The 26,173-nt window shown below is 41.2% G+C and carries 22 protein-coding genes; 15 read left to right on the top strand and 7 right to left on the bottom strand.

Translation table 11 applies throughout. The annotated features are described in order from the left end of the window. Positions 1 to 85 precede the first annotated feature (85 nt). From istA to B3297_RS21835, 9 genes are all read left to right on the top strand, one after another. Positions 86 to 1,147 carry an IS21 family transposase gene (gene istA, locus B3297_RS21875; RefSeq protein ID WP_286779500.1) on the top strand — a complete coding sequence of 354 codons (1,062 nt, stop codon included), beginning with the start codon at positions 86 to 88 and terminating at the stop codon, positions 1,145 to 1,147. Next, positions 1,113 to 1,880 carry a PDDEXK nuclease domain-containing protein gene (locus tag B3297_RS21870; RefSeq protein WP_286779499.1) on the top strand — a complete coding sequence of 256 codons (768 nt, stop codon included), beginning with the start codon at positions 1,113 to 1,115 and terminating at the stop codon, positions 1,878 to 1,880. Before istA ends, B3297_RS21870 begins: the two co-directional genes overlap by 35 nt. Beyond that, positions 1,877 to 4,300 carry a DEAD/DEAH box helicase gene (locus B3297_RS21865; RefSeq protein WP_286779498.1) on the top strand — a complete coding sequence of 808 codons (2,424 nt, stop codon included), beginning with the start codon at positions 1,877 to 1,879 and terminating at the stop codon, positions 4,298 to 4,300. Before B3297_RS21870 ends, B3297_RS21865 begins: the two co-directional genes overlap by 4 nt. Next, positions 4,293 to 5,339, top strand: coding sequence for a GIY-YIG nuclease family protein (locus B3297_RS21860; protein WP_286779497.1), 1,047 nt, complete (start codon positions 4,293 to 4,295; stop codon positions 5,337 to 5,339). Before B3297_RS21865 ends, B3297_RS21860 begins: the two co-directional genes overlap by 8 nt. Before the next feature lie 264 nt (positions 5,340 to 5,603). Continuing rightward, complete coding sequence (locus tag B3297_RS21855; protein ID WP_312906389.1) at positions 5,604 to 5,972, top strand: AAA family ATPase; 369 nt, start codon at positions 5,604 to 5,606, stop codon at positions 5,970 to 5,972. A gap of 386 nt (positions 5,973 to 6,358) precedes the next feature. After that, entirely contained in the window at positions 6,359 to 7,420 is a 1,062-nt protein-coding gene (locus B3297_RS21850) for a hypothetical protein (RefSeq protein WP_286779496.1), read from the top strand. A gap of 45 nt (positions 7,421 to 7,465) precedes the next feature. After that, a complete protein-coding gene (locus B3297_RS21845) occupies positions 7,466 to 8,395 on the top strand; it encodes a hypothetical protein (RefSeq protein WP_286779495.1) in 930 nt (309 codons plus the stop codon). A gap of 746 nt (positions 8,396 to 9,141) precedes the next feature. Next, on the top strand, positions 9,142 to 9,537 hold the full coding sequence (locus B3297_RS21840) for a (deoxy)nucleoside triphosphate pyrophosphohydrolase (protein ID WP_286779494.1): 396 nt from the start codon (positions 9,142 to 9,144) through the stop codon (positions 9,535 to 9,537). 791 nt (positions 9,538 to 10,328) lie between these two features. After that, positions 10,329 to 10,751 carry a hypothetical protein gene (locus B3297_RS21835; RefSeq protein WP_201639329.1) on the top strand — a complete coding sequence of 141 codons (423 nt, stop codon included), beginning with the start codon at positions 10,329 to 10,331 and terminating at the stop codon, positions 10,749 to 10,751. 309 nt (positions 10,752 to 11,060) lie between these two features. Here B3297_RS21835 and B3297_RS21830 read toward each other — a convergent pair whose 3' ends face one another. The 6 genes from B3297_RS21830 to dinB all read right to left on the bottom strand — a co-directional run bounded on the left by B3297_RS21830 (position 11,061) and on the right by dinB (position 18,196). Continuing rightward, positions 11,061 to 11,858, bottom strand: a complete 798-nt coding sequence (locus tag B3297_RS21830; RefSeq protein WP_115048276.1) for an SOS response-associated peptidase — start codon at positions 11,856 to 11,858, stop codon at positions 11,061 to 11,063. A gap of 111 nt (positions 11,859 to 11,969) precedes the next feature. Beyond that, on the bottom strand, positions 11,970 to 12,443 hold the full coding sequence (locus B3297_RS21825) for a hypothetical protein (protein WP_115048274.1): 474 nt from the start codon (positions 12,441 to 12,443) through the stop codon (positions 11,970 to 11,972). 459 nt (positions 12,444 to 12,902) lie between these two features. After that, on the bottom strand, positions 12,903 to 13,328 hold the full coding sequence (locus tag B3297_RS21820) for a PD-(D/E)XK nuclease family transposase (protein ID WP_286779493.1): 426 nt from the start codon (positions 13,326 to 13,328) through the stop codon (positions 12,903 to 12,905). Positions 13,329 to 13,335: 7 nt separating this feature from the next. Next, positions 13,336 to 13,878, bottom strand: coding sequence for an Rpn family recombination-promoting nuclease/putative transposase (locus B3297_RS21815; RefSeq protein WP_286779492.1), 543 nt, complete (start codon positions 13,876 to 13,878; stop codon positions 13,336 to 13,338). 132 nt (positions 13,879 to 14,010) lie between these two features. Then, positions 14,011 to 16,947, bottom strand: coding sequence for a DNA polymerase III subunit alpha (locus tag B3297_RS21810; RefSeq protein ID WP_286779491.1), 2,937 nt, complete (start codon positions 16,945 to 16,947; stop codon positions 14,011 to 14,013). After that, on the bottom strand, positions 16,928 to 18,196 hold the full coding sequence (dinB, locus tag B3297_RS21805; protein WP_286779490.1) for a DNA polymerase IV: 1,269 nt from the start codon (positions 18,194 to 18,196) through the stop codon (positions 16,928 to 16,930). The genes B3297_RS21810 and dinB overlap by 20 nt, the downstream gene beginning before the upstream one ends. Positions 18,197 to 18,322: 126 nt before the next feature. Here dinB and B3297_RS21800 point away from each other — a divergent pair, with 126 nt between their 5' ends. Next, positions 18,323 to 18,478 carry a hypothetical protein gene (locus B3297_RS21800; RefSeq protein ID WP_159332907.1) on the top strand — a complete coding sequence of 52 codons (156 nt, stop codon included), beginning with the start codon at positions 18,323 to 18,325 and terminating at the stop codon, positions 18,476 to 18,478. Between the two features lie 498 nt (positions 18,479 to 18,976). Next, entirely contained in the window at positions 18,977 to 20,134 is a 1,158-nt protein-coding gene (locus B3297_RS21795; RefSeq protein ID WP_070568391.1) for a zinc-dependent alcohol dehydrogenase, read from the top strand. A 138-nt stretch (positions 20,135 to 20,272) separates the two neighbouring features. On the opposite strand, the gene B3297_RS21790 is transcribed toward B3297_RS21795, so the two are convergent. Beyond that, positions 20,273 to 20,398, bottom strand: a complete 126-nt coding sequence (locus B3297_RS21790) for a hypothetical protein (protein WP_256603312.1) — start codon at positions 20,396 to 20,398, stop codon at positions 20,273 to 20,275. A gap of 331 nt (positions 20,399 to 20,729) precedes the next feature. Between B3297_RS21790 and B3297_RS21785 the strand changes: the two genes are divergently transcribed. Genes B3297_RS21785 through B3297_RS21775 form a run of 4 tightly spaced genes read left to right on the top strand, consistent with a single transcriptional unit; the run spans position 20,730 to position 26,171 of the window. Further along, the gene (locus tag B3297_RS21785; protein WP_070568394.1) at positions 20,730 to 22,199 is read left to right on the top strand and encodes a hybrid sensor histidine kinase/response regulator; all 1,470 of its coding nucleotides are present in this window, start codon (positions 20,730 to 20,732) and stop codon (positions 22,197 to 22,199) included. An 8-nt stretch (positions 22,200 to 22,207) separates the two neighbouring features. Then, a complete protein-coding gene (locus tag B3297_RS24750; protein WP_313158401.1) occupies positions 22,208 to 23,740 on the top strand; it encodes a CHASE3 domain-containing protein in 1,533 nt (510 codons plus the stop codon). 54 nt (positions 23,741 to 23,794) lie between these two features. Continuing rightward, positions 23,795 to 25,792 carry a response regulator gene (locus tag B3297_RS24745; RefSeq protein WP_313158403.1) on the top strand — a complete coding sequence of 666 codons (1,998 nt, stop codon included), beginning with the start codon at positions 23,795 to 23,797 and terminating at the stop codon, positions 25,790 to 25,792. A gap of 7 nt (positions 25,793 to 25,799) precedes the next feature. Then, on the top strand, positions 25,800 to 26,171 hold the full coding sequence (locus B3297_RS21775) for a response regulator (protein WP_112374602.1): 372 nt from the start codon (positions 25,800 to 25,802) through the stop codon (positions 26,169 to 26,171). The last annotated feature ends 2 nt before the right edge of the window (positions 26,172 to 26,173 follow it).

Here is a 26,173-nt window from a genome sequence, read left to right as displayed (position 1 = left end):
ATACCCCCAGCAATTCGCATTAAAATGCCACCACCTTAAACAATTAAGGTTTTACTTGTTGAGAGTATAATAAACTCTCAGCGTTATGTATAAAGTGGCTATGTACAATACGATAAAAACACTTTTGGAACACGGCAAATCTTTGCGGGAGATCTCAAGGGAACTTGGGATGTGCCGCAAGACCGTTTCGCGTATCCAAAAAGCGCTGCTGAATGGAGATTCAGCTCCGAGGCAGCAGTCCCGTTCCAGTGGTCTTGAGGTATTTCATGAACAGATCGAGCATTATCTGGCCAGTGGACTTTCGGCACTGCTGATCCACCAGAAATTGATCCAGCAGCATGGGCTTACCCTGTCTTATTCGAGTGTCGCCCGTTACATTGGTAAATTCAAGCGGGCAGAATGTTTTGTTCCGCTGCACAGCCTTCCTGGTGAAGAGGCACAGGTCGACTTCGGCTACTTTGGTGAGTTCCGCAGGAATGGCCGTGGTGTTAAGGTCTGGGTGTTTAGTATGGTACTCAGCCATAGCAGGCAATCCTATTATAAGGTTGTTACCAGTCAACAGGTCCGGGAGTTCCTGGACTGCCACATCAGTGCTTTTGAATATTTTGGGGGTGTCCCAAAAATGGTCGAGCTGGACAACCTGCGCTCGGGTGTAACCAAGGTAGATCTCTACGAACCCACCCTACAGGCACAGTATGCGGAATTTCTCAGTTATTATCATTGTGCGGGTATTGCCTGCAGACCCCGCCGGCCAACAGACAAAGGTAAAGTAGAGTCTTCCATAAAATATGTCAGGAACAACTTTCTGAAAGCCTTTGAAAGCAAAAGCTATGAGGACCTGATCTGTGGTCTGCGCGTATGGAATGATGAAATATGCAATAAACGTGTCCACGGCACCACCAGGCGCAGGCCTCATGATATCTTTCTTGAATCGGAGAAAGCTGCGCTGCAGCCCCTGCCTTCCAGACGTTTCCAGATACAGGATGTCAGCCACCGCAGGGTAAACCGTATGGGACATGTCGCCTATAAGCAGAATTATTATTCGGTTCCGGCTGACTATATGGGCATGAATGTAAGGCTGGAGAGCACAAACGGTAAACGAAGATGCGAAAGTGTCAACAGCGTTGACACCATCACACACCCCTGATAAATTGTATGAAAAGTTTGTGTCAACAGTGTTGACACAAATACAATGGTCATCTCAATTACACATTCTTAGCAAAACCAAAACCGCAGAGGAAAGCCTCTTCTATCTTCTGCAGACTATTACTCAAAAATTGTCGGTAAGGGAATTGGAACGACAACTAAATACGGCAGCTTTTGAGCGCACGATGTTGTCAAATAAATTAATAGCTTCCACGACATCAGGATTGCCAAAAGACTTATTCCGTGATCCGTATATGTTTGAATTTTTAGATTTACCTGATGGGCATACGGAGAAGGACTTGGAAAAAGCAATAACACTTAATTTACAGCGATTTATATTGGAAGTCGGAAAGGGCTTCACGTACAAGGGGAATCAGTACCGCCTGCAAGTAGGCAATAAAGACTATTATACCGACTTATTATTTTACCATCGAGATTTACAGTGTTTAGTGCTGTTTGAATTAAAGATTGAGGATTTTGCGCCAGAATTTTTAGGTAAACTAAACTTCTATTTAGAAGCCTTGGACAGAGATGTGAAACGACCTCATGAGAAAGCAAGTATAGGAGTTTTGCTTTGCAAAGGAAAAGATAATGAAGTAGTAGAATATGCTATGGCACGCAATACAAGTCCATCTGTGATTGCCGACTACGAAACAAAATTGATAGATAAAAAAGTACTAGCGAAAAAATTGCATCAATTAGCACAACTCTTAGATAAACCGGAAGAAAAATGAATTATTCGATCGAACTGCAACAGGTTATTAATTCTCTAGAATTGAAAAAAGAGAATATTCTTTATTTGACCATTAAGAATGTCTATCTGGACGAGATGCGTGCAGGTACCAAAAATGTGGAATACAGGGATATATCTGATTTCTATCTCAAGCAACTGTACAAAAGAGACAAGGATGGTAATTATGCTACGCCCAAGCCGCTAACGCATATTTTATTGCAAGGCGGATACAATGCTGATAGTCCACGTATCCTGATTGAATTAAAAGGGTGGGTAATCGATAAAGCTGGATACCCCTTAGGACTGGACCCTACTGGCCATGAACTTTATTCGGAAACGATTAACCTGTTGTTGGGAAAGATTGTCTACGACTCGGCTCAGCATGGTGCTACGGTTGCAATTAACACAACATCTCAAGAAAAGAAAGTAAAAGAAAAAATAGAAATTCAACATCCCGAATATGTCAAGCCGATCAATCTGGTTAATGTAACCTATGCACAGACTGGGCAAAGCAAATCGACCAATGAATTGGGTATGCGTGAAATGCAAGCGAAAGCTTATGAGGCTCGCTCTGCTCAGTATATTTTACTGAAGGCGCCGCCCGCTTCAGGTAAATCTCGTGCTTTGATGTTTTTAGCATTGGATAAACTGATTAAACAGGGTATCAAAAAGGTAATCGTTGCTGTACCGGAGCGTTCAATAGGTAACTCTTTTGCTCCTACTGAATTGGCTAAACATGGATTTTACGCCAACTGGGAGCCTAACCAGCGATTTAATTTATGTACAGCCGGAAGCGATAAGAGCAAAGTAAAGGCTTTTCATCTTTTTTTGGAATCTGATGAGCGTATTCTGATCTGTACACATGCCACACTTCGTTTTGCTTTTGAAGGATTGAAGGAGACGGATTTTAACGATTGCATGTTGGCGATAGATGAGTTTCACCATGTTTCAGCCAACGGAGAAAATATTCTCGGCAATGTTTTGCGGAACATTATGTCTAAGTCCAGCGCACATATTGTAGCGATGACAGGCTCTTATTTCCGGGGGGATAGTGTTCCGATACTGTTGCCGGAAGATGAAGCTAAGTTTACGCCGGTTACCTACAATTATTACGATCAGCTGAATGGTTACGAATATCTTCGGTCATTGGGGATAGGGTATCATTTCTACCGAGGCCGCTATTACAAATATGATCCGGAAAAGGGAACGTCGGCATTAGAGGAAATATTGGATGAAAACCTTAAAACCATTATTCATATACCGAGCGTGAATTCAGCTGAATCCTCTAAAGAGAAGTTGGAAGAGGTTAATCATATTATCGACTGTATAGGGGATTTGGAATATCAGGATACGGAAACAGGTGTCTTGTATGTGAAAAGCAAACGGTCTGGTCAGATATTGAAGATAGCTGACCTCGTAAATGACAACCAAAAAGAACGGGATAAAATCGCGGCTTATTTGCGAGGCGTCAGCTCGCCGGATGATATCGATATGATTATTGCGCTAGGAATGGCTAAAGAAGGCTTCGACTGGCCTTATTGTCAACATGCCTTGACGATAGGCTATCGAGGATCATTGACAGAAATTATCCAGATCATTGGGCGCGCGACGCGTGACAGCAGCAACAAATCACACGCACAATTTACTAATTTGATTGCGCAACCGGACGCAGTTGATGACGATGTCAAATTGGCCGTCAACAACATGTTAAAAGCCATTACAGCTTCTTTGTTGATGGAACAGGTGTTAGCCCCCAACTTTAAGTTTAAGCCTATGGATGATGAGGATGAATTGGGCGATGATGAAAATACAATAAAAATTCGTGGCTTTAAGAAACCATCTTCACAACGAGCCAAGGATATTATAGAAAGTTACCTGAATAACCTCAAAGCTAGGATTTTGCAAGATGACACCATGTTGAAAGCGATGCCTGGGAATATAGAGCCGGAAGTGATCAACACGGTTATTATTCCGCGGATTATCCGGGAAGTTTATCCAGATTTGAGCACAGATGATGTAGAGGCGATAAGGCAACATGTTGTTGTGGATTCTGTTATAAAAAATGGTGAAGTTGAAGATCATGGCTCTAAGAAATTTATCCGGATGGCTGGATCGTTTGTCAATATAGATGATATTCATATTGATTTGATTGATACAATTAATCCTTTTCAAAAGGCTTTTGAAATCTTATCCAAGAGTGTGACGAAATCTGTTTTGAGATCCATTCAGGATGCCATTAATATTACCAGAATTGAAATGACAGAGGAGGAAGCGATCGCTTCATGGGATGCGATTAAGCGATGGAAATTGAATACAGGGAAGGCTCCTGATATCAATTCTTATGATCCCAAGGAGCAACGATTAGCCCAGGCTTTGTTATTTTTGCAGGACGCTAAACGGAAAAGGGCACAGCATGGCTAAGACATTAGATGATATTTTTGATGATGACGATTTTGGATTGTTAAATGCGAAGGAACCACATCATCATTATTTGAAAACAGATGAGGATCGTTTAATTGACTCTTTTGAAGAATTGAATATATTTTTCGAAAAAAACAACAGAGAGCCAGCCAGAACATCGATGTCAGAGTACGCATTGTTTGCTCGATTGAAAGAATGGCGGTCGAACCCAGCGAAAAGGAGTTTGTTAAAACCGTTTGACCGGTATAATTTATTGGGAGAAGAGGAAGTTGTTGAAGTCGAATCGATCGACGATATATTGGAAAATGATGATCTAGGCTTGCTTGATTTGGAAGGCGATAGCTCAATATTTGATTTTGTCCACACGCCAAAAAGTGGAAGTAGAGCGGATGCGGAGTATATTGCACAGCGTAAGGCATTGCCGGAAAAAGAATTTCAGCGATACGATCAGATGTTTAAACAGGTGCATCAGGAACTAAAACTAGGGAAACGACGTTTACTGCCATTTTCTGATGCTGAAAGAAATTTAAAAGAAGGGCATTTCTATCTTGTGGATGGTTTGCTTGCTTACTTAGAAGTTTCGGATGCTGAAAAGGTATTGAAAGAAAACCGATCAGGCGATCGGATGAGACTGGAGGGTAGGACGGTAACTATATTCGAAAATGGAACGATTAGTAATATGTTGTTCAGGTCTTTAGGCAAAGCTATTCAGAAGAATGGTAAGATGATCACCGATACGGATGAGAATCAGCAGAATCAATTGTTTCAGAATGCCAATATTGCCCAAGAAGAAGCATTGCAGTCAGGATGGATCTATGTACTGCGATCTAGATCATCCAATCCTGATATTAATGGCTTAAAAAACTTATATAAAGTTGGGTTTTCCAAGTTGCCGGTTAAAGAACGTATTAAAAACGCTAGCAAAGAAGCGACCTATCTGTTCGCTGATGTAGAAATAGTGGCTAGTTATAACTGTTACGGAATTGAGGTACAAGCTTTAGAAACTCTCTTACACCGTTTTTTCGGATCCGTATGTTAAATCTAGACATTTATGATCAGAGTGGAAATCGATTTGTTCCAAGAGAATGGTTTTGCGCTCCGATTGATATTATCGATGAAGCTATCGAACTTGTTCTGAATAACACTATTTTCAATTATAAGTATGATGACACACAGGAGAAAATTGTGTTAAAGTAAATTAAAGATTCAAATTATTACAAAAACTTTACGAATAAAGTTTAATCAGTTATGATAACCAAGATAAACCTAAACAAAGTAGCAATCTACAAACCTAACAGCTTTAATAACTGACAAAAAGATAAACCTAATATATGGTTTAAACGATACAGGAAAAAGTACGTTATCAAATTATTTACACCAACGAACAGACGACAGATTTAAAAATTGTTTGGTTGAAGGATTGGACGACGATCACGAAATACTCGTTTATAATCAAACTTTCATTCAGGAAAACTTTTTTGAAGCTGAAAACTTAAAAGGAATTTTCACACTTTCAAAAGAAAACAAAGAAGCAGTAACAAAGATTGAAAATGCTCTGAAAGAAATTAAAAAACTTGAGGAAGATAAAGTAATCAAAAATGCACAACTAGAAACGGAAAAATCTTCTATAAATCAAAAACAGGAGACCGCTAAAAATACGATTTGGAAATAAAAACTGATTACAGCGGTGGTGACAGGGTTCTTGAATTTTGTTTAGACGGTTACAAAGGTTCAAAAGATGTAAATCGTCAGCAAAAAGTGGACACGTTATTTTAAAATCATAAGGTGGAGTTGCTAACTTAGTCGGCAAATCAAGTTAAGAACAATAAAATATCTTAATTTTGAAATAATGATACTGCATGCAAACAGTATGAGCATTCCCAAATAGAGGATACATTAATTTCTTCTTATGAAGAGCTAAAAGGTAAAACGACAATTCAAAATTATGACTTCACTCCCAATTGGAGCAAAAGACAAAGCGTAAACGGTGGATATTATATTCTATTGTCATCAGACAATAATCGATTCTCAAAAACGTAAGATAGCACGATATATTCATTGGCAGATAAAACTTGGTTATTTGCTTTCAAAAATGATGACAAATGGGAATTTAAGGTTCTAACCGTATTTCCAGATGATATAAATGAGGTAAAAAGTGGCGGAGTGATTGTTTCAGAAGACTTGTTAACTGGAAAGACCTCGTTTGTAAATTATTTGAACAATAAACTAGTTTCAAGAAATGACATTGTAAAAATTTATGCATCTTCGAATAGTAAGCTTGCAAAAGAAAGGCTTAAGAATTGTCGAATGATGTGGTATCAAGTCTGTTTAGACGGTACTGATATATGTTCTTCAGGATGGAAAGAAGTTTGTAGTGATGATATTGTTGATCCAAGTTTTCCTGATTTTCCACCTTTTCCTGATGGATGCGACGGGTGTTCGAGCGGAGGTGGCGGCGGTGGTATCGGGGGAGGTAGCAACGGCGACGGTGGCACTAAACCACCCATTGATCCGAATCAGGACCAAGAAATCATAGATTCTCTACAGGGATATCCTTGTGCTCAATCTATTTTAGCAAATATCCCTAATTTAGAAAATGAAATCTCAAAATGGTTAAATTCTGTATTTAGTAACAATACCGCATTTAACATCACTTTCTCCGATGCTCCGCAATTTGTCGGAACTAAAATTGATGCAGAACACAGTTCTTTTGGTAGTGTAGGCGGTCAAACGCATAAAATAATTATCAACCCAGATGTCCTTAATAAATCTTCAAAAGAGTATATTGCAGCAACGATGTTTCACGAGGCGTTACACGGCTTTTTAAATTATGAACGCACAAGATTAATAACGGAAGGAAAGGGAGACCAATTTGGAATATTATATTCTGGCTGGACAGCAGTCAATGTGAATGGTCAACAAAGATTTGTAAACCAACATAACAGCTTTGGCACCCAGCTGGATAAGCTTGTACAGGCAATACAATCTTTTAATCCTAATTTGAGCAAATATGATGCATTGGCGCTAGCAAAAAATGGAATAGTAAATAATCTCGATGCAGTTGAGTCAAGTGTAAATTCGACTCATAGAGATGGCAAAGCAGGTACTAAATGCGACTAATTTTTAATTGAAAGAAACTAATTAACAAACAAAATGAACATTGCTATGCTTAAAACTAAGTGCCTTATAATTTGGTTGATCCTTATCTCCCTATTGTCCTTCAATAAAGGATTTAGTCAGACCAAATATTTCCTTTTTGAAGAAGATAGCAAAGAGTTTACAGCCTCATCCTTTAGGTTAAACACATATCCGCTATATAAGATTAAGCGTGAAGTACATCTTTTTAATGTAATGAGTAAGGTACAAACGTTTATTGGTAATAAGGGTATATATAATGGACAACATGATTATAATATCATGCTATTTTCCATTCTACCTGATTTAGACGGTTCAGAAGATTGGTATGAAATCAACCTTGATACTGTACACTCTTCGATGATGAACTTTAAAGATATGGAAGAGCTTCATAAAAAAAATACGTTATCGTACTTCAACCCCACTGTGAAGCAAACAACAAAGTATTTTAATGCGTATAAGGTAATTATAAAAAAAGGAGATACTTATTATGCACCAAAATATTGTTTGTTGCAGTTTTATGCAGTCCGCAATCGTCCGCAAGCTTTTACGAATGTCTATGGGACTATCAATACACAAGATTCGGCCTATAGTGTGCTTCAATTCGAAAAAATATTTAAAGGCGCTTATCCTAGTTTACAATTCCCTTTATATCGGATAGGTGAAGACCCGCTCTCCTTTTTAGATTGGTCCCGGGACAGAAGAGAATATCTATCCAAAAAAATTACCTTAGCACAGCATGCAACGGGATATCAGTTTTGGACCTATGTAGATTGGACACAACATGAGTATAATTATGATTTTGAGCGAGGAATTGATCGATTTGTATATGCTCCGGAAAAGGGAATCATCGGAGGCTCATTTGACTTCTATTTTTATTACCACAGAAAAAAGCTACCCATAAAATACACGGATTTTCTAAATAATATCAAGGAGGAAAAGGTGATGATCGCTGAATAATCTTAGGCTTAAAATAGTTCTTAAACTTGATCAACACTTGGTAAATAAGATCAGTATTATCAACGTCTGTAATAGCGCCGAAATATTTCACATCATATGATAGTTCCTAGCATGGCATCCTTTTCATGATAAGGCAATAATTGAGCATCGGCAGATTCCACTTTGCAATTCAATGAGATAAAATCACTCGAACCTCTCCTCAGCTTGAAAATAAAACCAGAATAGACACACATTAATTATTATTTTTGACGACATTACTCCTACTGCACCATGATGAGCTATCTGCATAAAGTTAAACCAGTCGATCAAAAATTCCACGAATGGGTGGACAACATCAACAAAACTGAAAGGATTGATAAATCAATAATTGCGTTCAATTTCGGCCTTTTCGAATCAAAAGAGGGTTAAAATTACTCACAGTGCCAACCACTATAAATTCAAAATATGCTAATTACAAAAGTCACTTTCGATACTAGCACTTATATTTGGTTCTTTTATCGGATTGATTATTTATTGCTTCTATGGTAGACATGGATATAATAGTGTATCAAATAATGAAAAGATTAAAAGAGGCTAAAACCTCTCGCTAATACACATTATTTATTTTTAATTAATAAACTATACAAATATATTATAATAACTGCAAAGAGATGAGTTTATTTATAACAAACGATTAATTTTACGGGAACCCATACCTAGTAAATTTCAATTGGGCTATGCCTGTAAATGATTATCTTTACATCGCTATGCTACAAGTAACCTGTGCAATTATAGAACATGCCGATAAAATATTGATTTGTCAGCGTTCCACTTCGATGAGATTACCTTTAAAATGGGAATTCCCCGGTGGAAAAATCGAACCAGGCGAATCAAAAGAGGACTGTCTTCGCAGAGAAATAAAAGAAGAAATCGATATTGATATAGAGATTAATAAAACACTTTCAACTGTTGAATATCATTATTCTGATTTTTCTATACAGCTGTACCCCTTCGTATGCAGTTTGTTAAATGGTGAAGTCAAAGCATTGGAACATGCGCAAGCCATATGGGTAGATGCGAATCAATTGAGAGACTACGACTGGGCAGAGGCTGATTTACCTATTGTGGATGAATATTTAACACAACGGTATCTCAGGAAGTGAAACCACTTCAATGCGATTATTGACCACGATAACCTTTTCAATAGCTCAACCAAAGTCGAGAGCTAGATCGGCTTATGTGGTGCCAATCCATATTTGGTATTCTTTCTATCAAAATGGGTAAAGGCGTTGAGGTAAGGAACCAGTTCAGCATTCATAAATGCAAAATAGGCAATCTTTTTAAAATTGAGCCAAATTAAGAGCGATGGAACCGAATCTCTAGGTTTGGATACAGCTTTTCCTTCGGATCAATCAGTACGCGCCAGGGTTCAAACCGGGTATCGCAAGTTTCTCTAATGATTTCGATATGTTCTTTGAATTCGGTCATACTATTAGGATTCTAGGCTATTTTAATTAACAAGCCTCCCTTATGACCGCTTAAGGAAGCTTTTTGGCTAGATGTCTGCCTTGGCTAAATGTTAACCGGATTTGGCCTTCGATCTAATATAGAGATAGTAAGTTTGATTCATTTTGAATCTACAATCATAAACTAAATAAAATAATGGAAGGACCGCTATTCCGTAACCCAAAAAAAATATTTATCTTAGCAATTAAGAATTACTGCTAAATAATAAAGAATTCCCTAACCTTGCCTCTTTAAACGCATCCTCACCAATATTAGCAATGAAATAAAAATACGGAGGGTTGATAAAACAGTAAATTTGTTTAACAGGCATGTTTGTAAAAGGAAGTTTAGCCTAATATTTAAAAATAGCTAACCTATTATGGAAATGAATACCGAAACGATCTTCATATCGATGCCCTTGCTTCCGTGCATAATCGTATATTTAATAATGATGTACGGCGGAATACGTGGACTGACAGGTGAAGACTTTGGATTGGAAAAATATCTAGAAAAATCCGGCAATGCGACTAAAAAAAATACCGTCCGAAAAAGGGGCTTATTTTTGTGTTTAGTTGTTAGCTCAATACTTTTCACAGTAACGGATATAGTGATATTGAATAATATTGGTTCACTACAAGATAGCCAACTGGCAAAGGTTCTGTTAGGGATTTCCTTAATTCCGCAATCTATTTTTACGCTAGCATACGGTATATACTACAATAAATCCCTTACTCAAATTATTTTACTTGGAATTGATTTAAAGACCATTAGGCCTTTAACTATAGTTGTAATGTTATGTTTCCATATAACAATTGTTCATGTAGCTTTTTTTCTTGGCGCTACGGGGTATCCAGATGGGCTAGAATATTAAGGGCGTTGCCTGTCATTAAAAATTTGAGCGAAAAGTTCACCCACTTTAGGTATAAAGAACCTACTGGAGATCTATTCCGCGGTACAGTGATTGTACCACTACCCGATCCGTATAAAGACCATGAGAATTTTTGGATTTGGTTTCACCCTTGTTTTCAAACAAGTCAGGATGTAGCAGACTTAAATGATCTTTACAAGTATCTGGATGGATATATATGGGCTAACTTACAATTAAGATTAGACTGCCCGGGGGTAAGAAAAGCAAAAAGCACCTTAGTAAACTAAGGTGCTAGTTATATGTGGCCTTCGATTAAAACAACGAAGTCTGTGCCGTATCACTCCCCAATGGTGGTAATCCTTCCCAGTCAAATTGCTCATAACGGTGTTTACCATCGGGGCGGTTTGGATATCCTCTCAAGGTATAAACTGGATAATGCTTCAACTTTTCATTGGGCATTTCAAATCGAAAAATCGGCGGCATATCTTCTTCGTTAATGTCCTCGATCCATTGACGCTCGAGGTCCTCCGGCAAGAACAAAGGCATACGATGTTTATTGGGCCCGTCATTATGGATATTGGCCATCACTTCATTGGCGGCGCGCGTGAGCATTCCAAAAGACCCTACACGTTCAACCACACCATCTTCATCCACTGTCTCATGCCACTGGTACAAACCTGGTAAATAGAATAGCTCTCTCCCCGCTTCGCCGATAAAATAAGGCACTTTCTTTTTCCAGCCCTTTACCGCACGATGCTCAAAGGTACCACTCACAGGGATAAGGCAACGTTGCTTGCGCAAGCGATACCAATAGGACTTTTTATCCTCCAGGATACGCTCGCTACGCACATTGATCATATTGCGCCTGCGATCGGCCTGCAGCTTGGGATCGTCAATATAGGTAGGCAATACCCCCCACTCCATCTCGGTCAGCGCCAGCTGGCTTGAGTCCTTGTCCTTATACAGGATCGGATATTTGGGAAAGGTAATGGCCTGCACGTTTTCCAGATAGTCATAGTTGTAATCCAATTGACGACGCTCGTCCCGCAATTGGGGAAAGGTCTTTTTGATAATCTCAATATCGGTATGGAGGCTAATATCCCAGCACATAATGGTATCCTTTTTTGTTTGGCTTTGATACGAATATACGCAATTTGTGCTTTAAATACGGATTGCCCTACGACAAGAAAATGGCTGCTTTTTGGTTCGGACCGGATCTGATTAGCGAAGGATCTCGATAGCAAATACTTTCTTTTGGGTCTGCCCATCGCTAATGGTAGCCACTACCCGACCATATTCTAGGGAGAATAAAATATCAATGGGATTCTTTCGCTGAAACCTGGTCTTGGTACGCAGGTAATTGACAATATTTTTCTCGTAGAGCTTGAGCATACGCTTATCCCAATTCTCCTCCTTGATACGATTGAGGAAGATCCGATAGCCTGATCCAGTCTCCAACAAGCTTTCGATCTTATCGGCATCCTGCGGCAACTGCAAGGCTCTTCCCTCCTTTGCTCCCAGTTGATGGGCATGCTGATCGGCGCTTTCCTTATCATCATAAGGCGTGAGCAGGAAGCCTGTCTTTTCCTTGACATCGGGCCACTCAAAGCGCTGCAGCACAAAGTCGGCATAGCCCGACTCGACGAGCTCGCGAAACGAACTTTTGGTGACTTGTTCAAAGGGATTATACAGCATAGACCTAAGATAGGATTTATATCCTAAAAAAGGCCGGAATAAACCAGCCCTCATATTTATAGTTATGATCCCAATAATGGGATAGTCGGTTTCAAAAAAATGCTGGCCTAACAAGTGCAAATCAAGCCAGCAAAAGCAATCTTCTCATTTTTCGAATAAAGGACAACAGAAATATAATATTCGTTTGAAAAAATAAAAAAACCTTGAGGAGGGGGATCTCAAGGTTTTTACTACCTGTTATTAACTAATTTATGAAAGTATGGATATAACAATGGTTGATTTGCTTTCGTTTGATCTTTTATAAAAAGGTTGAGTTCGTATTCCCTGCCTTACAATTATTTTATTTAAATGAGAGCTTATTCAAAATGGTATTGTCTAAGACCAAGACAACCTATAAAAAAGAAAAAGGCCACTTAGACATTATCTCAGTGGCCTTAAAATCTTATATTGTAATCTGTTTTATTTTCCTTTAGCCTTCTCTGCCTCGATCTGCTTTACAAACTCTATAGTGACGTCCGCTAATTCGGCTATCTCCGATATCGAAAACTTATTCGAAGACAAAAGATTTTTTATTACTTCCGCCTTTCCTTCAGCTTTTCCGATAACTTCTCCCTCAGCCATTGCTTTTTCGCGCGCTCGTTTCAATTGCTCCTCCTGACTACTTCGGATACTCTCGGCATCCCATTTATTCCTTAAACTTACGTTGTACATCTCTCGTTCCTCCGGTTTTAGTTTGCTATACTCTGCTAACTGAAATAACTTCTCAAAAATAGGCTTACGCAAATAAGTGGAAAGTCCATTTAGCGAAGACATATTTTTGAGTACATAAAGCCAACGATCTAAATCATTAACTAACTCTGCCTCAGCTTTAACAAAGTTAACCAATTTATCATTAATTTATTTCTCTATTTAGGAATGATAGAGCCCTTCGGGGTTCCACATATATAAAGCCTAGATCGTCATAAAATATTTTACCATGATCTCGATAACATAAACAAATATCGTGCAGAAAATACTTCTCATCCCCCGCATCAGGCATTGCAAATCCATCCATCAGTACAATGATATAAACTTCACTAATTGCATAATTCCAAGCCCTTCGGTTGCCTTTGGGTGCCTGATCCGCTATCAATTTACTGCTGTAATAAAGCATGCGCTTTTTCAAATTATCCTGCGCCGTGCGCTGCACTTCAATAATAAAACGTTCGCCATTGTCTGCCGTGCAGGTCAGATCAAAAATAACGGTACCGATATCCTCTGTATCCCCGACATGCTCATTTTTGTTATAATACAGGTCGGCAATAATCTTGCGTCCTCTAAACAGTTCGTTTAAGAAAGCGATCAGAAGATCTTTATTGGTATCTGATCCGAAAACTTTTTTAAATCCATAATCTGTTGTAATATCGATATATTTCGACTGTTTCAACTCACTCATAATACATTGTTTTTAAATTGGTTAACAATGCAAATATAAGTAAAAAAGCATTTTAATACTAATATTTTTAGCGTAAAAACATTAGTATGTATATGAATTAAAACAACTTCCCCAATGAAGATCATTTCCGTCCTATTCACTCCTCGGATCGGGTTTTAGTGGCATCTTGGCACAGCGGATCACCTCAATAGAAGGGCAACCATATTCCAGAACAATTTTGCCTTCAACCAAATAGATTCCGGCCCCACGGAGCGGATATTTGGCTAAGGTCTGTGGGAAATGGACGGTATCAAAAAATCGTCCCTCGGCATCGAGGAAAGTACCAAATTTCATCAGGTCGCCACGCTTGGTCTTCACAAATTTCTCACAGACAAAATCCCCCACCACACGGACTATCTTTCCTTCATGCAGATGGAGTTCCCGAGCGGGCATATCGCCCCGGTAATCGCTTTTGGTAAGATCAAATAGCGTACCCGTTACGCAAAAGCCAATCAGCTCCATCTCGTCATAATAATCCTCCAGGATATCTTCTTCCAAAGGGGGAAGAATAGGCTTGCGACTTTCGGTCTCAAAGAGCGCCATACCTGCTGCGACAGGCTTATGCTTGCTCATCATCAGGTGAGCTGCCCACAGCAATTGCTTTTTCCCCGTCCCCGTAAAGCGCAAGGCACCTACACGAATTAGGATAACAACCTGCTCAATACCCGTCTGTGTCCGTTTGACAAAGTTTTCCAGGCTCGTGTACTTGCCATTGGCTTCGCGCTCCTCAATAATGCGATGGGCCAGTTTACCTTCCAAATTGAGCAGGCAGTCAAAACCCAGGTAAATATCCTTACCCTGAATGGAGGTATTAAAGACCGACTGATTGACACACGGCAGGCAGATATTGCCCCCTGAAATTCGTGCTTCATTGACATAGACCTTACGATTGTAAAACCCACCATAATTGTTGAGCACCGCAACCATAAACTCCAAAGGATAGTAGGTCTTGAGGAAAAGACTCTGATAACTCTCTACGGCAAAGGATGCTGAATGCGCCTTGTTAAAGGAATAACCGGCAAAGCTTTCCATCTGCCGCCAGATTTCACGGCTAATCTTTTCGTCGTAGCCCTTCTCCTTACAGTTGGAAAAGAACTTATCCTCAATTTCGATCAGGTGGTCTTTGCTCCGGTATTTGCCCGACATCATCCGCCGGAGCACATCGGCATCGGCCATATCGAGCCCGCCATAGGCATTGGCGATCTTCATCACATCTTCCTGATAAACCATCACGCCGTAGGTCTCTTCGAGCTGCTCCTTAAATACGGGGTGTGGATAGACGACCGTCGTGGGGTCGTGATGCCGACGGATGTACTCGCCCATCATGCCCGAACTGGCCACGCCGGGCCGAATGATGGATGACGCAGCCACTAAAGTCAGGTAATCATCGCAACGTAACTTGGTGAGCAGCTGCCGCATAGCCGGACTCTCGATATAGAAGCAGCCGATGGTATTGGCCGATTTGAGCTGGGCGGCAATATGGACATCCTGAAAAAAACGCTTGGGGTTATCGGTATCAATGACCACGCCCAAGTTTTCCCGCACAATGGTACGGCAATCTTTGATATGGCCGATGCCACGTTGCGAAAGGATATCGAACTTTTCAAAACCGATATCTTCGGCCACGTACATATCAAACTGCATGGTAGGCAATCCCTTGGGCGGATTGTCCATCGCCGAATAACAGGTTAATGGTTCCTCTGAGATCAGCACGCCACTGGCGTGTATGGTGCGTTGATTGGGGAAATCGGCCATGCGGTTGTACACGCTTAATATGGTGTTGGTTACTTCATTCTTGTTGAGCATATGCTCGGGTTCATGCACGAGACGGTCGATCTCGGCCTTGGGCAGTCCATACACCTTACCCAGCTCGCGCAAGATGCTGCGGGAGCGAAAGGTGCTCATGGCCCCCATCAATGCCGTATGTCCTGTCTGATAACGGTTAAAGATATAATCGTACATCTCGTCGCGCTCATTCCAGCTAAAGTCCACATCAAAATCAGGAGGACTCTTGCGCTTGGGATTGAGAAAACGCTCAAAGGGAAGTTTGAGTGCTATGGGGTCAACATCGGTGATCCCTAAGCAGTAAGCAACAGCAGAATTGGCCCCCGACCCGCGGCCTACGTAGTGAAAATTGCGGCCACGCGCGTAGCGGCAGATATCGTCCGTAATCAGGAAATAACTGGAGAAACGCAGGTTTTCGATAATCTCAAGCTCGCGCTGAATGCGTTCGGTTGCGACCCGATCATTGCGGCCATAGCGCCTGGTAAAGCCATCCATGCAGTACTTGTGCAGGAGCTGCTTATCGTTGTAGCGGTTACCGGTAAAGGTTGCTTTATTCTTGACACTGGTAAAATCAAAGCTGAAAGAACACTGGCCCAGTATACGGTTGGTGTTGGCCAGCAATTGGGGCAAGTCGGCAAATAAGCGCATCAGCTTCACACGAGGAATAAATACCTCGTCCTCAGCAGCTATCTGCTCATCGCCGAGCTGCGAGATCAGCAAGTTGTTATCAATCGCCCTCAACTGCCGATGTAAGGTATAATCGGCCTTTCGGAAACTGACTGGTGCGAGTATCACACAGCGATCGAGCACCTTGCGGTCCATCAGTTGGGCGCGGGTACGCTCGCTGGGCCGGATGCCAATGTATTCAAAATCCCGCAATGGAAAGCTATCGAGCTTGCTAAAGGGATAGATCACAAAGACCTGCTCGAAGTCAGGCGATCGCTCCGGTGTAGGGCGATTTTCCATGTTGAGCTTGGTGCGGTATTCATTGATCTCACGAAAGCCCTGTTCGTTTTTGGCAATGGCGACAAAACAAAGCTGATCGCCGTTGCGGAATTCCATTCCCGCCAGTAAATTCAGTCCGGCAGCGCGGCCCAGTTTAATGAAGTCCAGCGATCCCGAGCTGTTATTAATATCGGTAAGCACGGCAGTGTCATAACCGCCGGCCAGCATGCCCGAAATAAGATCCTGCAGGCTGAGCGTGCCAAAACGCAGGCTATAATAACTATGTAGATTTAAGAGCATGCTCCCCTCCTTTCTCTGGCAGCGGTGCACAGATGGCCTTCATCAGAAATTCGGCCCCATAGCGTTTTCGGATCTTGTCCATGGCCTGCATCAGGTTGACCTCCTCGGCGCTATCGTCAAAGAGATCGGTCTGATAGGAACCGTATATTAGGCCCGAGAACTTGATCCCGATAAGCCGTATCAGCATCCTGCGGCTATAGAGTTTCTTTAAGAGTGCAAGTACCACATCGGTAAGCTTTCGATCCGAATTGGTATAACCGATTTGCAACTGTTGGGTATGGGTATCGAAGTTGCTGTAACGGATCTTGAGGGTAACGCAGCTCGTCAGCTTCTGCTCTTTGCGCAGATCGAAAGCGAGCATATCGACCATACTGATCAGCGTTCGGCGAAGGACATCCATATCGATAGTATCCTGCTGGAAGGTGTTCTCCTTGGACATGGACTTTTGCTCCCGAAAAGGTACCACCAGCGAATCGTCCAGGCCATTCGCTTTACGCCAGATGTTGATCCCGTTTTCCCCGAGGACCTTCTGCATGGTGAACACTTCCATCTGCTGTAAGGTTCCGATTTTGGAGATCCCCATATTTCGGAGCAGGGTAAAGGACTTCTCGCCTACCATGGGAATTTTACGGATGGATAGTGGTGCGAGGAAACCTTTTTCGGCACCATTTTGCACCTGCTTTTCACCACAGGGTTTGGCCGTACCGGTGGCAATCTTGGAGACGGTCTTGTTGACCGACAGGCCAAAGCTAATGGGCAATCCAGTCTCTCGGATAATACGCTGGCGGAGTTCCTGGGTCCATTTCCAACAACCAAAAAAGCGGTCCATACCGGAGACATCAAGGTAATGTTCGTCTATACTGGCTTTTTCGACAATAGGCGTTTCTTCCTCGATAATTTGTGTAACTATACCCGAATAATGACTGTACCGATCGTGATCGCCCCGTACGACCACCGCCTCTGGACACATGCGCAGCGCCAGCCGCATTGGCATAGCGGAATGCACCCCAAACTTGCGGGCCTCATAGGAACAAGATGCAACTACCCCACGGTCACTACTTCCTCCTATGAGCACAGGTACTCCGATGAGCTTGCTGTTCTGCAAACGCTCGACAGATACAAAAAATGTATCGAGATCACAATGTACTATACTCCTCTCCATGTTTTTTTCAATTGTATCAAAGGCCCTGTATTGTCGCCTTTGATTTTTGGTAATTGCCGCATTCAAAATTACTAATATTATTAGCAAACAATCAACAGCGAGAAATGATTTAATTTTTATCACATTCATTGTCAGCGATATAATTTATAGTAAAGGATTGGCTTAAACTTCACTTACTTATGGCGGAAATGCGGTGCGCATGCCTATAAGCCCATGAAAGGAAATCTGGAGCAACTGCTCGCTCAAACCTGCACAACTCCACTTTGGGAGGACGATTTATTGTCAATAGACGATGCGCGATTATTGGTGGGTACAGAAAGCGTACAAGATGATTGGATCGTGCTGGTAAAGCAGAAAAGGGAAAAATAAAAAGCCTCCCTTGTTAATCGTTAAGGGAGGTAATGCTTATTAGATGCCCGCCTTGGTTACATGTTAACGGGCTTCGGCGGCTTTGAGCTAAAGCAAAAGACCTTACCTAATTACCTTATCATTGCTGTTATTGATTAGCCTTAGTATTGTTGCGAGCGGAAAGAACTCAAAAAAACAATAGAGCAATTCGAAGACTCTTCGACAGAGATTGATTCTAGTGAATTTAAAAATAATATCACTCCGCCATACAACCTATTCTATTTAATCTTCATCACCTTCATTTAATGAATTATTCTTTCACCGTGAACATCACCGAACACCTAATGGTTTGACACATATTGATGTTGCATATACGTTATCTTTTGAGAAAAATACCCTTCATTGAGATGTGAATAGTTGTGTGCTATTATTTTTTGAACAAAAGTTGTTTTGGATGTGTTCCTTTAAAACACAGATTAATAATTTGTTTAAATGTACACACATTCTAAAATATAAATTATGAAAGCAGCAGTATTCCATAAGCCCGGCGATATCAGGGTCGATAATGTACCTGACCCAGCTATACTTGACCCAAGAGACGTCATTCTAAAAGTAACCGCGACCGCAATATGTGGCTCCGATCTACATATTCTAAGCGGTGCAGTCCCGCAGAAGGAAAACCTGATCATGGGACACGAATTTATGGGCATCGTAGAGGAAGTGGGCTCAGAAATCACCAATCTAAAAAAAGGCGACCGTGTAGTAGTCCCCTTTCCGATCGCTTGCGGAAAATGTTTTTTCTGTACGCATGAAGCATCTCCTGCCTGCGAGAATTCAAACTTTAAACACTATGGTCCCAACGGGGATTTGATGGATCAAAAAGGTGGTGCACTCTTTGGCTATACTGATCTTTACGGAGGATATTCTGGCGGTCAGGCTGAATATGTACGTGTTCCTTATGCCGATATCAGTCCTCGGATTATTCCCGAACACCTGACTGATGAACAGGCTTTGTTTTTAACAGACATTTTTCCTACCGGATGGTCTGCGATTGATTGGGCAAATCTGAAAGGCGGTGAAACTGTTGCAATCTTTGGTTCGGGTCCTGTCGGCCTGATGGCTCAAAAAGCAGCATGGCTTAATGGTGCTGGTCGAGTTATCGCTATAGACCCACTGGACTATCGATTGGAGAAAGCGAAAGCAGTCAATAACGTTGAAATCCTAAACCCACATAAAGTAGATGTTATTCAGGCAATTCGTGAAATGACTAACGGAAGAGGAGCCGACGTGTGCGTAGATGCAGTAGGCTTTGAGCCCGAACGAAATTTTATGGATAAAGTAAAAGCAACGATAAATTTTGAAAAAGGGTCGATAAAAGTATTGGAAATGTGCTTTGAAGCGGTCAGACGAATGGGAACAGTATCGATCATGGGCGTATATGGTTCCCCATACGATAATTTCCCACTATTCAGGATTTTTGATAAAGGTATCACCATTAAGCAGGGTCAAGCCCCTGTTCTTAACTATATTGACAAGCTTGTGAACCTCGTCAGCGAAAATAAAGTAGTTCTCGATGATATTATCACCCACACCATTCCGCTTACTGAAGCGGAGCATGGCTATAAAATCTTCAATGAGAAAGAAGACGATTGCGTTAAAGTAGTTTTGAAACCCTAAGATAAATTTGCGAGGAAAAATCACGAAAAACGAGCAGGCTTGCTGTAAACATTAAATGATTTTTCCTCGCGGTTTATCGTTCGGTTAATGCTGCTAGGCCTTTTCGCAAATCGCTAAAATAGCTTCGCAAGTATTCCTTCAAAAGTTACCAAAATATTTTATCCATATTTTTGCTGTGCTTTGGTCTACTTTCTCTTCAAGCGTGTAAGCTGTAATCCCCCCTTTAAAATTAACTGCAGCACTTTCGATCTGGGACCACCCCATCTGCAACTATTTTTTGTAAATCAATCATACGCTTTAAGACGATAGTAAATACTATATCAGATAATTAGAGTTTATTTCTATGCATTATTGAAGCTACAATAGTTCATTTATTTTTAAGTAATACCGCAAAGCTAGTTTTGGTAGACTTGTATCGATTTTCTATATTACCCCAATTTATAAACGGCTAAATCTATATTTGCTGTCGGCTTTTATAATTTATCAAAAATTTTCCCTTTAGGACAGAGTTGAATTCGTTGATACAAATAAACTGTGTATATTTAACATTTACTTATACAATCTCAAACTACCGTTAAACATAAATGCAGAAACCATGATTTTAATTGTAGATGACCAAGAAGAAAACATATTTTCATTAAAGAAGCTCTTAGAATCAAAAAATTTTTTAGTGGATACTGCCCTCTCTGGTGAGGAAGCGCTAAAAAAATCCCTGAAAACCGACTACGTACTCATTATTCTGGATGTCCAGATGCCGGATATGGATGGATTTGAAGTTGCAGCAACCCTACGTGGCCTCAATAAAACAAAAAATATCCCGATAATATTCCTATCGGCAGTCAGCAAGGACAAAAAATTCATTACGCAGGGATATGCTTCCGGTGGTCATGATTACGTCACTAAACCTGTCGATCCGGATATCCTGAATCTGAAAGTCAAAACTTTCTATGATCTCCATGAAAAGACAGTCGCTCTCAATAAAATGCAGGAACAGCTTCTATCTGAAATCGAAGAACGCAAAAAAGCCCAGCGTGCCCTTGAAAAACAGGTTGACCAGCTCCACCTGACACTCGAATCCTTACCGCAGCTGGCTTTCACTGCAAATTTTGATGGGGGCATAAAATTTGTCAATTCCCAATGGTACCGATTTGCTCGGTCCGCTGAATCTTTTCCGCCTACACATCCCGATGACGAGGAGATCAAAATGCTATGGACTGACGCTGTGTCACACAGAACGGTTTATGAAAAAGAAGTCCGCATCAAAGAGCTTAGCGCAGAAAATTACAAATATTTTCTTCTTCGCATAGCACCGATACGCGAGCAGGAATCGGGCCCAATTTGGGTGGGAACCCTGACGGACATTGACCACAGAAAACAATTGGAAAAAAAGAAAGACGAATTCTTGAGCATTGCCAGCCACGAACTAAAGACACCTCTGACCAGTATTAAGGGTTATGTGCAATTTATGATGCGTCTGATCGGCTTAAACGACATTTCTTCTATCCAAAAACATCTCCTTACCCTAGATGGACATGTAGATAAATTACAGGAGCTGATAAAAGACCTGCTCGATATTTCTAAAATTGATAGCGGCCAGCTAAATTTAAGAAAAGAGGATTTTGTAATTGAAAACCTGATTGAAGAGACTATATCCTCAATGAGACAGATGAATGCCGATGTTGATTTTTATTTTCATTACGATCCCAATCTTATCAACCACATGATAAAAGCTGATAAGAGGCGTATAGAGCAAGTCTTGATCAATTTTCTCAGTAATGCGATAAAATATTCAGTCAATAGGCCCTGTATAACAATAGACATACAATATGAATCTGACTCAGTTAGTGTATTTGTCACCGATTGCGGTATAGGTATCCCGGAAAACAGGCAAAAACACGTGTTTGATAAGTTTTACCGTGTGGAAGAATCGTCCGTAAACTTTCAGGGTCTGGGGATTGGTCTTTATATCTGCGCTGAAATAATTAAGCAGCACAATGGAACTATCGGTGTACGCAGTGCCCCCTCAGGAGGATCTACTTTTTATTTTTCTTTACCTTTAAATTGAACCAGGCAATGCCAAAACGTTTTTTAAGAGATCTGCAGATCGGCTTTGGATTTTCACTGGCCCTGTTATTGACCAGTTCGACAGCATCATATCTAAGTATCCGTAATCAGATCCATAATAGTCAAATGGTTGATCACAGTAGACGTGTCATTGCACGCTCGAACAGAATTTTGATCGACCTACAAAATGCCGAGACTGGACAGCGGGGGTTTCTGCTCACCGGAAGAGAACATTTTCTGGAACCCTATTATAGCAGTTCCCGCTCCCTCCCTCAGTCAATTGCCACCGCCCGTGACCTGGTATCGGACAATCTCCCGCAGCAAAAAATAATAGATAGCATCGGCCAGCTGGTCGAGTCCCGATTGAATAAACTGGCCGGACTGGTTAACATAAAAAAGGCCCGGGGTACGGTGACCTTAGCGGACATGGAGGAGGGCAAGAAATATATGGACAGATGCCGTGCGCTTCTCGCCAGACTTGTGGACAATGAGGAGAAATTGCTCGACAGTAGGTCCGGAAGGCTCAATACGGCATCAACATTGACTTCACTTTTTGTGATCATCGCTGCGATTTTTTCGCTGTTCATTACCATATTTTCTTATATAAGGCTTAGAAGGGACCTGGCGAAACGGGTACAGCTCGAACAAGACCTTAAGAAAAAAGATAGGGAGATCACCCAAAGACTCGTCGCAACACAACGTATTGCGGGACAGATTGCTGCCGGAAACTATTCGGTTAAAATCAATGACCAGGAGCATGATGAACTAGGAAGTTTAGCCGGTTCACTAAACAATATGGCAGATTCGTTAAAACAATCTTTCGATGAACTTAGCGACAATGAATGGCGCCAGACCGGGCTCGCCTTGCTAAACGAAGTTTTAGTCGGCAACAAAGTGAAAGAAGATCTAGTTTCCGATGCATTGCAAATCTTAGTCACTTATGGGGAATGTGCCAACGGCTCCCTTTATATCCTTGAGCATACGCAGCTAGCACTGATAGGAGCCTACGGCCATGAAGATTCGATGCGGCAATTTATCGCACCCGGAGAAGGCGCTGTCGGTCAGGCGTTTGTGGACGGCAAAGTACGGATCATAGAAAATCCATATCCTTCGAAAAATGTGGTCAGTTTTACTGCAGGATATTTACCCCTGCATTCGATCTTATTACTTCCAATTTTTGATGGTCACACCTGCATTGGTGTTATTGAACTTGGTTCTTTCAGGAAATTCGAGGAACCCCAGATGCCATTTTATAGAGAAGCGGGCCGTCATATTGGTGCAGCGATTGTTGCAGCTCAGGCGCGGCTGAAAGTACAGCAGCTGCTTGAAGAAACGCAATCGCAGACAGAGGAACTTCAGGCACAGCATGCCGAGCTGGAAAATCTCAATGCAAATCTTGAAATCCATACCCAAAAACTCCAGACGTCCGAAGAAGAACTACGCGTACAACAGGAAGAACTGCTGCAAGCCAATAAAGAACTGGAGCAACGCTCTGCAATGCTAGAAGAAAAAAATATACTGATAGCAGACCGAAATCAGTAAATTCAGAAAAAAGCGGAAGAACTGGCGCGGAGCACGAAATATAAGTCAGAATTTTTGGCAAATATGTCACATGAGCTGCGTACACCGCTCAATTCAATTTTGCTTCTATCACGCCTAATGTCGGATAATCCCGAAAAGAACCTGACAACCGAACAGATTGAATCGGCCGAGGTGATCCAATTATCGGGAAAAAACCTATTGACCCTTATCGACGAAATTCTCGATCTTTCAAAAATTGAGTCCGGTAAAATGGAACTCGATTATCAGCAGGTTGCAATTTCGGATCTGACAAAAGACCTGGACAATCTATTTTCTCCGATTATAAGGGAAAAAGCACTCTCATTTACAATAAAATTGGCAGACAACCTGCCAAAGACAATACGTACTGACCGCCAGCGACTGGACCAGATCCTACGGAATCTATTATCGAATGCCATCAAGTTTACGAAAGAGGGACAAGTCATACTTTCCGTCTTCCCAAGCGAGGCACAAGATGGACAGATTGCTTTTGCCGTAACTGACACCGGTATAGGAATTGCACCGGACAAACAGGACGTCATTTTTGAAGCTTTTCAGCAGGCTGACGGATCCACACGGCGTAAATTTGGCGGGACAGGTCTTGGGCTTTCGATCAGCCGTGAACTCTCGCGTCTGTTGGGCGGAGAGATCCGTTTAAGTAGCCAGGAAAAAAAAGGAAGTACCTTTACCCTTTTAATTCCCGAAAATCTGGAAGAAAATACTATTACGACAACGGGAGAGCTTATACAGTCCATTGCGGAAAACATCGAAAAAACACAGGACATCATAATGTCCAGTAATCCGCATACCGTTGACATTATCCCGCCGGATGTTGATGATGACCGGAATGATATAAAAGAGGACGATAAAGTGATATTGATCGTGGAAGATGATGTTAATTTTGCTAAAGCGCTGCTTAGGTATACCCGGCAGCAAAAGTATAAAGGGGTAGTCATCGTGCGTGGAGACCAGGCAGCTGATGCAGCGATAAGGTATAAGCCTACGGCGATTTTATTGGATATTCAATTACCTGTAAAAGATGGGTGGCAGGTTATGGCAGAGATTAAAAACAATCCAATTACACGTCCGATTCCAGTCCATGTTATGTCATCTTTTGAAGTTAAACGGGAAAGTCTGCTCCAAGGGGCTATCGATTTTATGGATAAACCTATTGCGCTGGAACAAATGGCGCAGATGTTTATAAAAATTGAGGAAGCACTTGCCCGGAATCCGAAAAAGGTGCTTATTGTAGAGGAAAATTCAAAACATGCAGCAGCACTTGCTAACTTTTTGGAAAGCTATGATATCATTTCTGAAATAAAGACTACCGTTACAGAAAGCGTCGACAGTCTCTATTCTGATAAAGCAGATTGCGTTATACTGGACATGGGCGTTCCGGGCAATATGGGATATGACACATTAGACTCGATACGACAAAAACCCGGTTTAGAAAATATACCTATCATTGTATTCACAGGGAAGAATCTTTCGAAATCTGAAGAGCTAAAATTGAAGCAATATGCCGATTCGATTGTCATCAAAACGGCAAATTCCTACCAGCGAATACTGGACGAAGTTGGACTGTTTTTGCATTTAGTAGGAAACCATCCTGGTGAAGAATGGTCAAAAAAATCGTCTTTAGGAACCATCAGAGAAGTACTGCAAAATAAAAAAGTTCTTATCGTCGATGACGATATACGCACTATTTATTATCTCTCTCAAGCGCTTGAAAGGTATCAGATTAATGTTGTTTCTGCAATGGACGGAAAGGAAGGTCTAGACAAAATTGAAGAACACGATGATATTTCTGTTATTCTTATGGATATGGTGATGCCCGAAATGGATGGGTATGAAACGATTAAAATGATTCGTCAAAATCCCCATTATAGTGAAATACCGATAATCGCCATAACAGCAAAAAACATGATCGGTGACAGGGAAAGGTGTATCATAGCCGGGGCCTCTGATTATATTTCAAAGCCCGTGGACACCGATCAATTGCTTTCATTATTACGTGTATGGTTATACAACTGATTAAAATATGGACAATAAAAAATTGATTCTGATCATCGATGATGAACCTTATAATATTTTTGCCCTAAAATTTGTTCTTAAGTCAAAAGGTTATGCTGTACTAAGCAGTGCTTCCTTAGCAGAAGGGCTTGAAATACTCCATCAGCATAAAAATATCAATATCGTGCTGATGGATATGATGATGCCTGAAATAGATGGATATGAAGGCATTGCCAGGATCAAGGGATCCAGCGAAATATTTAACGATGTTACCATAATTGCGGTTACTGCTCAGGCCATGTCCGGTGACCGGGAAAAATGCCTAAGTGCTGGCGCAGATGGTTATATTTCTAAACCTATAGATATCGACGAACTTATTCCGCTGATCGAAAAATTTTAAGA

Origin of the sequence: Sphingobacterium sp. UBA3519 (genome assembly GCF_002377215.1) — a bacterium.
GTDB classification, from domain to species: domain Bacteria; phylum Bacteroidota; class Bacteroidia; order Sphingobacteriales; family Sphingobacteriaceae; genus Sphingobacterium; species Sphingobacterium multivorum.
Note: the sequence above shows the minus strand (reverse complement) of the source record. Positions and strands in the feature narration are given on the sequence as shown.